Genomic DNA, 13857 nt, shown 5'->3' with positions numbered 1-13857 from the left:
CCACCTCCTAATAATCAAATGACCGATCGGTGCCTTTGCCAAAGCGAATCAAATCGACATGCCTTGTTTTTGTGTTCAATACGATCACATCCCATAAATCTTCTTCTAAAACCCCTAGCAGTCTGTCCCCTTGGTCTTTCTTCGGACGGCTCACAGAACAGCCGATAGAGTAGTTCACTGTTCCGTTAGTATCTTTACTGATTCGATCGTTGTGCATGTGTCCATGCGCTAAAAAAGCAAGCGTTCCTTTATGACCCTCAAAGTCACAAGAAATACTTGCTGTGAAGTCTGTATTTGCATTGTATGTCCGACTGTACGTACCACCAGTAACAAAACTATCAATGATTCCATCAATAATTTCGTAGTTATATGCGTAATAATCCATATCTGTTTTATAACGTTTGCCAAACGGATAATGTTGATATATGGATACAGTCGTATCAGTTGGGGTGTCTTTCAACACATCATATAGCCATTTTATTTGGGCTTGACGATAGCCAGATACGTTGATATCAATATATTTTGCAAAGCCATCGTCATCTAAACTAATAGGTACATCCTGTGCATTTAGTATAATCACTCTATTTTTCTTATCAGGCACATCGTAGTAATAATACCCCTTCTTATCGAGAGGGTTTTCTACTATATCGAAGATCGTGCTTGGTCTTGTAGCAATTTGGTACATCTCTTCATGTGTGATCACTTGGCGAAGTTTGCCGTGCAGTGAGGTCATTGCAGTTTTAGGCTGGTAATTCTTCACGGTTTTCGTGATCGAATTCGTAACATTGTCTCCCCATGAATTGTTGCAATGGTTTCCCCAAGTCACAAAGTATGGTGCGTTTGACATCCCCAACGTGCTGACTGCTTCTCGATAATTAGACAGTGCGATATTTTTATTAGCTGTTGATCCATCATGTGTATCGCCGTTTAGAACGACATAATCGACATCTACAAAATTGGTAAATTCAGCAACGTTTTTAATATGGCTATTACTACGTCCATAGTTTTCAAGATCGCCACGCCCTATGGAATCAGTCGCATAATGTGTATCTGATATATGGACGCTAGTGATCGTGTCTTTGGTTTGCAAACGCAAAACCTTGCGGGCTACGTCACGCAAACCGTTTAAAAAGTAAATAGCTTGAACAAAGTGGTTATCAAATATTGTCAAAACACAACGGATACTGGACACCTCCGTGAAATCATTAGATGTAACTTGTACCGTCGCTCCAGATTGACTATTTAGTTCCTCCCATGCGGTATCGTGGTTGCCAGATTTATCAACTTTGAACCATAAGATATCCTCCGCTGAAACACTGGATGTAATATCCATACCATCTTTATAGATCGTTGCAGTGATATTTGTTGTTTTTTCTTCTCCGTCAACAAAGCTAACCCCATTATCCGGAATCAACTTGATTAAATACATACTGTTTGGTTTGTTCATTTGCTGCTGCCTTGCCGTGAGATCGCTGCTGATAAGGCTTTTTAGTAATTCGTAATTTCCGATTGTCGCTTTCCTGTCTCTCTTATTACTACCGTTTTGAGAAACTTCCAACACTCTGGCTTTCATCCGGAGAGGCGGATTAGATTCTTCATCAACGAAAGTTACATAGTCACCTATTTCAAATTCATCATCTCTAAAAAGAAAATCTACTTCTGCTGAAAAATTCGGTTGACTTCTTTCTTCGAGGATAGATCGCAATTCATTATAATTATCAATTTGTGCAGTACCTGTACTTGCGGCATATCCTCTCTTAAAGCCACTAAATCTCTCTTCAGAAGTATTTCCCAAGCCATAAATAGCATTCGATTCTCTATCATAAATAATCGATTCACCTTTTCGAGTAAAGAACCGTCCGTCTCCAAATCCAAGATCATCAAATCCGTGATTGGTATCTTGTATTGAGGTGATCAAATTATCAATATCCGTCGATCTCTGCCAACTAACAATATCTTTAGATGAATAAAACACCAACCCGGTATTAGCCGATCCTATTTTAAAATAAATATTGACCTTCTTTCTCACAACTTGTAAGTTCTGTAGTTCAATATCAAATGACATTTCACAATTAAAAGCCTGACATATTTTTTGTAGTCTAGCCAAAGGAGTCTCATCCGTGCTCGTATCAACTATGCGCTTAATGTCTGTTCCTAGTTCATTTACTCCAATCTCCCAGCCAGTATCGTATAGTTCGCGGTTTACATAGTAATCAACGTACTGTTCACTATTACTCGTGAATATTGTGGCTGAACCGTTTTGCAGCTCTAACCCTAAGTCTACCGCTGAAATAGCACGGCTCTTACCGTCAATATCTACATTTTTTCTGATATACAGACAGACGTCTTTACCTCTTGAATCCCGAAAGATGACGAAATTGGCTAATTCTATGTTTGAAGACTTATAAGGGGCGTTGGGATCGAAGGTATTTGTTTTGGGACCGGTTTGAGTGTAAATATCCATAGATAATGAGTTAAGCCTTGTCCCATTTTTTAAACCCACAGTATGAATGTCATCCTTGATAACAATACCTTTGTCGGCTTTAGTATCAATTTTTGCAACAAGCTGAAATTGTCTTGTTAGAAAATAATAAATCACACATATCGCTCCCTTATGGTCAATTCACCAGTAAAACTTCCGTCAGAAATAGCTACGAATTCTGAAAGACCTTTTTCAGCCCAAAAAGCATCATCGCTTCCTGCAACTCGGTACTCTTCTGCTGGAATGCCATTTAGAAAAACATCATTAGTTTCCCCGTCTACAAATAGCTGGTCTCCTTCATAAAATACACGAGGAACAATATCGTTCCCTTCAGAAATTAATTCAGTTATTCTTGTATGAGTTAACTTCATACTCATAGTTCTAAAATCTCGCCACTGAGAAGCAAAAACGTTGATTTGCTTAACAGATAGCATTGCAACAGCATTGTTTGTCCATTCTCTGGTTTTGGATGACCAAACTTCTTTCCATACATTATTAATCAATTCTACTCGCACTAGCTTAAAACTAAATTTATTATTGAATTTTCTCATTTGTATATAGCCGAAGAAACCACCATTGTAAGTTAGTACGTTTTTGGGCAATGATTCTTCGTGAAATCTGTAATCACCTACAAAAAAGGAAAAAGTGACTTTGTCAGCAACATTTGTGTTGTCTTTCATCTCAAATCCCAAGACAAAATTATTGTCTGAATCCGAATAGTTTATTTCAAAAAGTCCTTGGCAGGAAGGGCGCTGTTTAGCATTCCCCGTAGGCTTAAACTCAATTCGATGATAGACCTCTATATCCTGTAGGGCTATAGTCAGTTCTCTAGTTAATGTTGGGCCATGCCAATACCCTTTCTTTGACGTATCAAATGATCCGAAACTTGTCGCAGTAACATCTGTGCTACTCCACGTCCAAGACCCTTCAACTTTAGAAGAATTCTCTCCGTCTTGATAGCGCCATCGAGGTCTTCCCACGTTTGTACTCCATAGATTTTTAGTTGCTGTTCCCATGTCGTCGTTCATTATTTTATTTGACAACTCAACATCTTCATCCTCACTAGGAAGCGAAGTTCCAAACTGAACGATCGATTCGTTACCGACAATGCCGATTGAATGAGCATCGCTTTCAAAAAGAATACTTATGTCGATCGGCGTTTTTTCAGTTCCATTGTTTTCAATATTGGCCACAATACCTTCGCTAGTTGATTGGAAAGGAAAATGTCGTTGATCAAATGAATGTGCCACACCATCCGGAATAAGGAATTTGATGGATCCCTTTCCTAGAAAGACAATTTCATCAACTGGAATATCCCCATCTGGGATGGCTAGATAATACTTATCTGGTTCATCTTCAAACCACAAAGGCACCGGCTCACTCACGTTCAAAATGTCAGCCAGTGCTCTTTTTTTAGTGATCAAGTCATATCTAAGTACAAAGGGCATTGTGATATAGCCTTCATCTGTTAATGATTCGACTAACCTTCTTTGCCCTCTGCCCATGGTAACTAATTCATTGTTTCTGCTTCGACCGATATTTCGTTGCAGTTTGGAGGTGATTCTCAGATAGTCATCTAAGTCATGTCCGTTGAAATTAGCGTTCAATTTAATCTACCCCCATTAAATAAAGTTTCCAAATCATTCATTTCTTGCATTTCATTCTGCAAAGGCTTAGCAATCGCCTTAACAATTTCTCTCTCTCCAATCTGGAAAGTAGCTTGGACTGGTCTGTTGGCGATTTGCGCAACTAAACCAGCAATCCCTGAAAGGTTGCCTGATTGCGAATAGTTGTTGATGATTTGACTAGTGCCGACCATAGCGCCGATATTTTGAGCTCCTGCAGCTATTTCTGGTTGGATAGGTCTCATCAAACCACTTGCCAAACCATCCATTGCCGAAAATGCTTTATTTGCGTATTTTTGGATTCCTACAGCTACTCCTTCTGGAATAAATCTACCGACCTCATCACGCATTATTCTTGACGGCGAATGAATTTCCATAGCTTTTTTCATTCTCGCAGTTATTTGGCTAGCTACACTCGATGCTGCTGCAAGTGCAGCTCCTGAATTACCTCTTATACCGCTAGCCAAACCATTCATAGCTTGATTACCTACCATGTTCATCTGACTTGGTAGAGAGCTAAATGCTTGGGGTATTTGATTAGATGTTTGTTTAGAAATTGTAACTGCTTTTTTCATACCATTTATTATGGTCGTAGTTAGTCTATTTACAGCTGAATTAACCAATCCATTACCATTGTTAATACCTTGTGTTAAGCCTTGAATCAGATATCCACCGAACTGGTTAAATAGTCTTGATGGTGAATTTATTCCTAAAGGTGATTTGAATCTATCTGTTACTTTTTGAGCCAAGTTTTCACTGGCTGTCCCAGCCTGATCAGCACCCTCATTAATTCCAGAAACCAATCCCTCCGGAATATTTTTGCCTATAGAGCCGAAATCAGCCGAGGCCATTTGGCTACTAAGCGTTTCTTTAGCTGAGGTAACTAAGTTTATTACAGAATCAGAAATTCCTTGCCCATCAGTATCGAATGCCGTTTTGAAAGCCTCTATACTTGTACTTCCTGCATTTGAAGCTACTTCATTAAACTTCTGGAATTCTGCATCAGAAGCTCCTACTAGTGCAGCAACTTGAGCTGCCGATTCTGGTCCAGCATCTCTTAACTGCTGCAAAAGTCCTTGATCAAGTCCTCTTTCAGCCAAGGTATTGATATTATCTGCCCACTGACTAATGATTTCCTGATTCTTAGCCATGTTTTCAGTCATCTGTGAAACAGATAGTTCTGATTTAGTATTAATCACATCGTAAGCATTTGTCGCTGTCTCTTGCAAAGATTGATATTGACTGCGCATTGCGTCCATTGCCGATTGTTGCGCTTCATTAAGCATGTCGTAGCTCAAACTTGTATTCGCATTAGCTTCTTGGATAGCAGCCGTAGCCTCTGATTCTGCTTGAGAATACGCACTCAACGCATCTTGTCTTCCTTGCATTAGAATTTCGTATTCGGAAGCATTTGTTTTTTCTTGTTCATGAGTTTCCTCGAGTGCAGCTTGCTGTTCTCGAAGTGCAATGTTGTTTTCTCTTCGGTTTTCAGTACTTCGTCCAGCCAATTGTTCTTCCAAATCAGAAATACTTTCTTTGAGTTGTTTGGACTGTGTTTCTAATTGGATTTGCTCTTTCATATTCTCTGTTATTGCATCGTTATATGCAGTAACTTTACTTTGAGCTTCATATGCTTCTGTCTTTTGTTTAATTAAATCAATGGACTGATTTAAATAGCCAGTTTCTTCATCATAAACAAGATTCAGATCAGAAAACTTACCGTTTAACTGGTCAACAATATCCATTAAATCAGCTTTTTTTGTTTTTGTAAGATCTGTTTGAGAATACAATTCCGACAAGCTAGAAATAAGTGAATCAGAAACTTTGGATTCGGTATCTAGGCTGCTAATGCTTTTTTCTCGCTCAACACGACTTGATTTAATAGAATCATTGAGATCCCTATAAACCTTAGTTTCTTGTTCAACTTTTTCTTTTGCTTCTTTAGATTTCTTGTTGTTTATTACTAATGCTGTTGTTAAAGCGGCAATACCACCAACAATCCAACCGATTGGACCTGTAAGAAAAGTAATAGCTGCGCTCAAGGCTGTTGTGGCAGCCGTCATTATCGCAGTTGCAGCTGCAGTCGCTGATATTGATCCAGTCAATACGCCATACAATACGTTGCTTAGTGTTAGCATACCGTTGTTGGCAGCTGTTGCTGCCATACCGACCTTTTGTACACCTATTTTAGCTATTTCTGCTTCCATCTGAGCTTTTGTAACAATAACCATATTTTTACCACTGCTCAAAGCAGCATCGAGAAGTGTATTTTGATTGGACATAAAGGAAGAAACTGTTTGAATAATTTTTAACGATGCGTAAGCTGCCGCTAATCCGACTAATGCAGGTGATAAAGGTTTAACAATATCAATTGTCGTTCCCAACGTAGAAATAAAGAGGCTTACGACTGGAGTTGATGCTTTAATAGTTGATGTTATGAATTTAAAGGTAGTGTTGACTCCTGATTTTAATCCATCTAAATTTTTGGCGATACTTTTTCCAGTTGCTTCTTTTGATAGGTCATCAAATGCCTCTAATACATTTGCTAGCCCTTTAACAGCAGCATTTCGTAAGTTACTAAATGAAGTAGATATGCCCTCACTATTAATTTTTGCTAACTTTGCCAACTCACCTGTTCCTGTACCTAGTTCAATTAATGAATTGTTGAACTCTTCAAATGTCTTGTCGCCTTCTTTAAGAGCATTGTATAGGTCAAGTTGCGCGGTTTGACCAACAAATCCCATAGCTTCGGCAGTTTTTTGTAAAGCTAGCGGCATCGTTTCTTGTAAACTTCTCCACGACTGCATGTCTACAGCGCCTTTAGATAGCATTTGATTGTATTGAACCATACCACGACTAGCATCTTCTGCACTGGCTCCGCTTGCTAGAAATGCATTGTTAAGAGCTAAAACCGTATCTGTAGATTTGCTTAGGTCTCCTGTGATTGCAGTAAGCTGCTGCGTTTGAGATACTACATCATTAAGTTTAGTGGGCAAACCTTCAATTCCATCAGATAATTTGTTGATACTAGCTGTAGATTCATCAGCAGAAAAACCCAATGCCGACATAACTTTAGGAAATTTTTGCATGGTATCAAATCTATCTATAGCAGCATCTAAAGATTGCTTCATTACATTCAAGGCGGCAGAAGCTACCTTGACTAAACCAAGAGATGTGGCTATTGTTTTAAGACCACTAGAAGCTTTTTGACCTGTCTTGCCAACATTATCAAGATCTTTATTTAAGACTGCAATTTGCTTGCCATCTACTATGACGGCAATTTCAACTTGTCCATCAGCCATCAACTTCCACCTCCTCTTGGTTCAATGAGTATTTCTTTTGTAATTTGTTCATTTCATCAAGGTAATCTTGAGATTCCCCACCCTTTGGCTGCCAAGTCCTAATCTGTATGATCTTGGACATAATAGAGTCATCCGGCAATGCATTTAGCAAGGCTTGAAATTCCATCCACGTCAACTTACCTTGTTGATCAAATAAATTAATTCCTAACGCAAAAAAAGACGCGTAAATGAACTTAGCGTCTAGTTTAAAATCAATTGTTTTCTCTGAAGCATTAGGCATAGGTTCTCCAAGGATGTCTCGTTCAATAAACGTTTCTTCCCCTATGTCTATGTAGTTATTTCTTGCATACAAATAAATCTCAGTTTGTTCTTCAAAAGTTAATTCGAAATCTTCTACTAAATGATCATCAGAGACTTCATATTCAACTAGTAAATCACAAATAAGATCAAGCTTTTCAAACTCCTCTAGATCAAAATCATTCAGAATGTCCAAGATATCCAATACATTGTCAAAAGAAAGATCAAGTTTGAAAATACGACTGCCAATTTGCAAATCATTGACTAAAGGATCATTGAGGCGCATTGAATTCACCTACTTCTTGTTAGCTTTTCGTTTTTGAGCCTTCTTTTTCAAAGCTTCAGCTTTCTTTTTGTTGTACTTATCAGCTCTTAAAGCTGTTTCTTCAAGGATTCGATTAGCAATTGCTTCCGAAAAACTATCAAAATTAACAATGAGTGGGTCAATATAAGGGAATCGATCGTAAATCTTTTCAAATGCTCCTTCACCGAGCAATGCATCATAATCAATTTTCGAGATTTTTTTGCTGATTTCTAAGGCCTTACTTACGTTTTCTTGTAATAAAGCAACTTGTTCTGGATCATCTTCATCAATTTCGCCAAATGATTCAATCTGCTCAATTTCATTTTCCAACTCAAGTCTTTTTGCATCCGCCTCTTGTTGATTAATAAAAAACTTCTGTAGTTCTTCTGCGGATGTTCCAAAGAAAAATTCAACTCCTGCTACTTCGATTGGGAATCCTTCTCTTTGAATGTCAAATTTCAATACTTCTGCTGTCATAATTACCTCCTAGAATGAGGAGAGAGGCCCTATAGCTTCTCTCCATTAATTAAGATGCGGAGTTCTTTACTCTCCGCCTCCACTGGGTGGCGCTGTTACTTCAGGTGTTCTTACATAAGCGATACGGCCGCTAATAGTTTCTTTGGCGCTGGCATCTCCACCACCCGCTTTTGGTTCAAAGATTTTAGCTACACCAATAACAGTAGATCCGTCAGTTTCTTCAATTTTGTGCCATACTTTACGTCCCTCATCGTCAGAACGACGTGCTTTAGCAACAATTTGATGCGCTTTATCAGCAGGATCGTACTGCCCTTCAAATGTCCAAATTTCAGTACGTGATAACAACGTTTCTTCTGCCGTACCATCTAATGAATCGTAGAATACAGAAGAATCTGTTTCTTCATTAGAATCATCCGTCATGGTGGCAATTCTGTTCCCAAAACGCTGCCAAGCAGTATCCCCTGTTGGTGGTGTGTCATCCCCTGTATATGGTGCTAAATAGTGTTTTCGTTTAAAGTTTCCATTTGTTGCCATCTATAATTCCTCCTCGTGTATTGTTACATTTGCTGTTACATCCAATAAAAAAACGAACCAACCTTGCTCATCAGCTTCACTAATGAATGGTTTGTTCGCTATTACTAACCCGTTATACTCAAAGCTATTGTCATTACTAGTAACGCTCATTAAAGCTTCGAGATAGTTCTGAATGATCCAAAGAGTATTGTTGATCAACTCGCCATCTTTAGACTTCATAGCGATTTGATAATTAAGGTTTACATCTTTAGTTCCATCCATATATTGTTGTACCACTCTGCTGCCGGGCGAAGGGTAAACGACCAAAGTTTCCTTATCACTCAGGTAACCAGTACGCATTTTCAATGGCAAATTAATGGTGTTTATAGAATCTTTCAGTCTTTCAACAAAATCCATTAAAACCCAGCTCCTCTCGAAAATGCTTTAACCCAATCTGACATAAACATCCCTTGTGCTCTTAAATCCCATCTTGGGCCTGTTCCTGGTGTAGTGTACTTCCATCCTCCCGGAGCAAAAAAATGACGTCTCGCATATGGTCCATCCCAAATTAGTAAGGATGCATTATATGACAAGTGACCAGTTGACCGTAAAATGCCTTCTCTTTTTGGTACAAAAGGATTCATATCCGATAACATTTGGTTTCCCATCGCATACCGACCACGCTGAATGTTAGGCTCTGAAAACTTTTGTTTAACCCCAGATAGATCTACTTTTACAGAAACCACCATCAAACCACCTCTAATTCATAGCAATAAACTTTAGGCTCATAAGGCTCAACGATAGTATCCACTTTTGTAATTATCATTGTTCGACTACCAATTGTTAACCTAGACTGTTCAACAAATTTAGGACAAGGTGTCGTTAAATTTGGATAGCAAAAGATGACGGCGTTATATAAAAGCTGCTTACCACTTGAACTATTAGAATATTGTGACCCACGATCGATACGAACATTCTTGATCTCTTTCTCAGGTGCATATTCTGCCTTGCCCCAGTCACCATCATCTGATAAGTACTCTTCATAAATGAAACTATCAACTAATGTTTCTAAAGGTGGTTTTTTTACTAACATCTTTTAACACCTCGATATAAAAGACCCGTTCCTTCCAAGTAAATATAAACATCTTCGGGAACGAGAGCCTTACTTTCGTTTTCACCGCTTGCATTGTACCTACTTCCATTGGAAATTTGTGTACGGCCTAGCGAGAAGCTCTGAGGAGCCTTGTTTATACTTTCAAAAGTGTTACCATCCATTTCAATGAAGTACTGAATCTGAGCACAAATTGCATTCTTAAATCTATTAGATCTAAATGGTGTATCTTTTGATAATTCATTAAATTGATAAAAATTACCCGTCAGATTATCCAAGAGAATTTCAGACTTGTTGATATTTTTATCAAAGTCGCTTTTTTGATCATCTCCACTGCCAGTTAGTGATTTGTATTCTTCAAAACTCAAATAAGGCATAACTACCTCCTCCTAAAAAGAGGAAAGCAATTAGCCTTCCTCTGGTTCATTTAGTGTTAGTACGTGGGTATCAGTGAATCCACCGTCTTCAGTTGTACCTGTCGTAGTATAAACACCAGCAGGAACATCTGCAGACCAAGCAATTTGCCCAGAATCGCTAACAGTTAAACCGTTTGTGGTGGGTGTAATCTGATAATCAACAACTTTGTTAGTAGCATTTTCAGGAGCTACTGTTGCTGTTAACTGTCGAGTGCCAGCAGTCCCCGCAACTGCTGTTGATGTTTTAGGCGAAAGTGCGACACCTGTAGCGGGGGTTGTTACTCCCCCAATTTCACTACAGCGAACGCTTCGTCTTTAACAACCATGAACCCGACTGTCATAGTAGCTTTTAGCGCAACCATGTCACGCTCAGCAAGGTTGATTGGATTGCCATCAGATGCAGTGATCGTAGTCAACGTTGCTTGATCAAGGATTTCATAGTTCAAACCTTTTAAGATGCCGTAATAAGCATAGTTCCAGTCGCCGACTAACTCGCCAGTTTCTGTTCCTAAAGTAGATTTAGGCGTGTATGCAATAGGAAGACCCAAGATATCATCAACTCCACTAGTGGTAGCTGTGTTGAAGATTGGCATTCCGTTACCATCTTTAGTCGAACGATATTTAACACGTTGCTTACGAGTCGTAGCAATACCGTTTGGCTCTAAATCTTCCTCTTCAATGAATGCGATCGCTTCATTGATGTCATCGTACTTATTGGCCGTTTCAGTTACAACATTTCCTGCAGCAGTTGCTGCACCTAAGATGTTTTTGGCAAAAGGTGAGTTCACACCAGTAAAGGCTGACTGATCAAATTTCTTATCAAAAGCTTCTGCCACTTCAGGACGCATTAATTCAAAGAAATTGCTAACTGAATAGTCCAAGTTTTCACGGGTAGTTGGGATAATTACACCCAATTTGTAGGCACGCATTTCCGCCTTAACAAATGTTGGCTTGCTAGTTTGGATACGTTCAGCTTCAGATACCCAGTAAGCGCCAACGCCCGTCATGTAGGTAAATTCTTCAATTGGCTTGCTCATAGGTACTTGCTTAGCCAATCGCATGATAGAAGAACCTTGTTTAACATCTGTTAAGATCTGATCAGAAATGCTGCGTGGGATTTCACCAGTACGTGCAGATTGCATAGTAACATTATCTGGATCAAAAGTTGGTGAAGCAAAGAATTGAAGATTCATTTTTAACATTTTGTTTTTTTTCATTTAAATCTCTCCCTATTTTGTAATTCTAAATTCGTTTAGTTTTTCTAATGTGGGACCAGTTACATTATTGTTGCTTCCAGTTGGATTTCCATCCGTCACAATTCTAGGTTTGTCAGTTTCTGTTGATTCATCAAATAGAAACTTCTTGTTTTCTTGTAAACTTTGCAATTGTTCGTCAAACCCCTGTAGCTTGCCGTCTACAACTTTAATTGTATCCTTGTCTAATTGCCCAAGAACAATGTCTTCATCAAGTGCCTTGGCTTCTTTGAGCGCCAATTTGATAGCAAAATCTTTCTGTTGTTCCGAAAGTTGCTTATCAGAATTAGTTTTGGACTCATCGAACTTTGCCTGCAAATCAGCAAGCTGCTGTTCAAGCGCTTCGTTACCTTTTGCAGATTCTTTAAGAGCATCTAGTTCAGATTGATTAGCTTGCAGTTCCTGTTTGGCACTGTCCCGTTCCCCTTCAATGGTAGCTACTTGCGCATTGAGTTGCGTTACGGTCTTACCATGCAAAGCCATCACTGATTTCGCTGTTTCTTCATCAATTCCTAGTGCAATCAAATCTTCTTTTTTCATTTTCTTCCTCCTAAGTGTTTTTAGAGTGGCAACTCCCACTATGAGCCGACTTTTAGAGACTTTCGAGCAGGTCTAAGATAAAACAAAAAGACATTAAGCATGCCTCGAGCTAGATATTTGGATCACCTTCACTTTCTGGCAAATTGCCTACCAGATTTATTCAATCTTTTTTCAGGAGGTTTCTTTTTATATCCAAGTGGGGTAACCGTTACGCATCTATCAACCAGATCTGATTGATCAGCATAACTACCGTAATGCAATTCTTCAACTTCAATTTGTACATTTAGATATTGCGGTTTGTACATAGAAATTCCTCCTTAAAAATCGTCGTATCTAAAATCTTTGAGCAAAGTATTGACTGGTGTGTATACTTTTTCTCTAGCGTAGTTCCTACTCAAATACTCGTTACTATCAACAAGTTGCCGAATCCTTGACTGTGCTAATCTGATCTTCTTACCCCAGTCCTTTGCATTACTGCTTTGACCTAAGGCATCAGAAACCATACGATTTTTCTTGAACTTAACTACTTGCCGCTCAAGGTATCTTTGTCGGTCCATCAACTTGGCAACTTTTGCATTTTCTTCTTGGCTAAAAGTAGGCTGATTATTCGTATTAACACCCGGGATAAAAGGAATATGAAGATGCTGGCAATTTACACCTCTGTGTCCAGAGGGTTCTAAGTATCTAGCTTTCCAATAAGGATCGTAGATACTACGATATTCTTCGTCTGCCTGATCCATTGGTCTTAAATCTGCTACATTACCTTGAATCAAAGAGCAAGCATCACGAGCACCCATATGGCTTGTTACCAAAACCGTATGGATTCCATACTCAAACATTCTTTCTTTTCGAACCTTGTCATAGGTATTATTCAGTGTGGATTTTAAAACAGTGCGCACATAACGCTCTATGCTCCATGTGTGACCGCCTTTATCAATAAAGGTACTCTTAATACCTTTTTGTGCCCATTGTTGCACCGTGCGTTCCAGAGCTTGCTCAAACGTAAAAAGACCACTGTTGAAAGCAGCGGCTGTTTTGTTGATTATATCTTGGTACATATTGGTCGTTGCAGTAGCATAACCAAAATTAGTTGAAATCAAAGTTTGGTTGACGTAGTTAGTTATATCTAACCAAACTTGGTTGTGGTAGGCTCTCATTACATTGTCTAAATTACTGGGAATAGGTAATGCAGCATAAGGAATGGAGCCATCCACGCTTGCTACGAGCTTTTCACCAGTTGATTCAAACATTCTAGTGATTTCAGATTCAGCTAAACCTGTCATTTTAGCAATAACATTAGCTGCATCACGATTAAAAAGATGCAACTCTTGCAATTTGCTTCGCTGCCAGTCGGTTATATCATCATGACCTCTGTTAAGTCTTATCATAATTAGACGTAATAATTCGCCTTCTAACGACTGGTAAAGGTGAGACATGTTGCTAGACCATATATCCAATTGATGGGGTGTGAGAGCCATTCAAATCACTCCTTATACCACTTCCATAATTTGTTAATTGATAAATCAAATCTTGGTGG

Annotated in this window: 14 protein-coding genes; all 14 read right to left on the bottom strand. The window is 38.9% G+C overall.

The window, feature by feature from the left end; all coding sequences use genetic code 11:
• Positions 1-7: 7 nt before the first annotated feature.
• The 14 genes from A5870_RS03400 to A5870_RS03335 all read right to left on the bottom strand — a co-directional run bounded on the left by A5870_RS03400 (position 8) and on the right by A5870_RS03335 (position 13798).
• Complete coding sequence (locus A5870_RS03400; protein ID WP_086291820.1) at positions 8-2599, bottom strand: metallophosphoesterase; 2592 nt, start codon at positions 2597-2599, stop codon at positions 8-10.
• The gene (locus A5870_RS03395; protein ID WP_170924038.1) at positions 2596-4089 is read right to left on the bottom strand and encodes a distal tail protein Dit; all 1494 of its coding nucleotides are present in this window, start codon (positions 4087-4089) and stop codon (positions 2596-2598) included. Before A5870_RS03395 ends, A5870_RS03400 begins: the two co-directional genes overlap by 4 nt.
• A complete protein-coding gene (locus A5870_RS03390; RefSeq protein ID WP_086291818.1) occupies positions 4086-7409 on the bottom strand; it encodes a tape measure protein in 3324 nt (1107 codons plus the stop codon). The genes A5870_RS03395 and A5870_RS03390 overlap by 4 nt, the downstream gene beginning before the upstream one ends.
• Entirely contained in the window at positions 7402-7992 is a 591-nt protein-coding gene (locus tag A5870_RS03385; protein ID WP_086291817.1) for a Gp15 family bacteriophage protein, read from the bottom strand. The genes A5870_RS03390 and A5870_RS03385 overlap by 8 nt, the downstream gene beginning before the upstream one ends.
• 9 nt (positions 7993-8001) lie before the next feature.
• On the bottom strand, positions 8002-8487 hold the full coding sequence (locus A5870_RS03380; RefSeq protein WP_086291816.1) for a hypothetical protein: 486 nt from the start codon (positions 8485-8487) through the stop codon (positions 8002-8004).
• A gap of 66 nt (positions 8488-8553) precedes the next feature.
• Entirely contained in the window at positions 8554-9021 is a 468-nt protein-coding gene (locus A5870_RS03375) for a phage tail tube protein (RefSeq protein WP_086291815.1), read from the bottom strand.
• Positions 9022-9417, bottom strand: coding sequence for a phage tail terminator protein (locus A5870_RS03370; RefSeq protein WP_086291814.1), 396 nt, complete (start codon positions 9415-9417; stop codon positions 9022-9024).
• Positions 9417-9749 (bottom strand): minor capsid protein, encoded by a 333-nt coding sequence (locus A5870_RS03365; protein ID WP_086291813.1) that lies wholly within the window; start codon positions 9747-9749, stop codon positions 9417-9419. The genes A5870_RS03370 and A5870_RS03365 overlap by 1 nt, the downstream gene beginning before the upstream one ends.
• A complete protein-coding gene (locus tag A5870_RS03360; RefSeq protein WP_086291812.1) occupies positions 9749-10093 on the bottom strand; it encodes a putative minor capsid protein in 345 nt (114 codons plus the stop codon). The genes A5870_RS03365 and A5870_RS03360 overlap by 1 nt, the downstream gene beginning before the upstream one ends.
• The gene (locus A5870_RS03355; protein WP_086291811.1) at positions 10087-10488 is read right to left on the bottom strand and encodes a hypothetical protein; all 402 of its coding nucleotides are present in this window, start codon (positions 10486-10488) and stop codon (positions 10087-10089) included. Before A5870_RS03355 ends, A5870_RS03360 begins: the two co-directional genes overlap by 7 nt.
• A 317-nt stretch (positions 10489-10805) precedes the next feature.
• Positions 10806-11744: a phage major capsid protein gene (locus A5870_RS03345; RefSeq protein WP_086291810.1), complete on the bottom strand. Its 939-nt coding sequence runs from the start codon at positions 11742-11744 to the stop codon at positions 10806-10808.
• A 12-nt stretch (positions 11745-11756) separates the two neighbouring features.
• Positions 11757-12320: a phage scaffolding protein gene (locus tag A5870_RS03340; RefSeq protein WP_086291809.1), complete on the bottom strand. Its 564-nt coding sequence runs from the start codon at positions 12318-12320 to the stop codon at positions 11757-11759.
• A 128-nt stretch (positions 12321-12448) separates the two neighbouring features.
• Entirely contained in the window at positions 12449-12625 is a 177-nt protein-coding gene (locus tag A5870_RS17260; protein ID WP_170924039.1) for a hypothetical protein, read from the bottom strand.
• A gap of 12 nt (positions 12626-12637) precedes the next feature.
• Positions 12638-13798, bottom strand: a complete 1161-nt coding sequence (locus A5870_RS03335) for a phage minor capsid protein (protein WP_086291808.1) — start codon at positions 13796-13798, stop codon at positions 12638-12640.
• Between the last annotated feature and the right edge of the window lie 59 nt (positions 13799-13857).

Source organism: Enterococcus sp. 2G9_DIV0600 (assembly GCF_002140615.1).
In the GTDB taxonomy this organism is placed as follows: Bacteria; Bacillota; Bacilli; order Lactobacillales; family Enterococcaceae; genus Enterococcus_D; species Enterococcus_D innesii.
The sequence above is the reverse complement of the archived record's forward strand: the minus strand, read 5'-3'. Positions and strand labels throughout refer to the sequence as shown.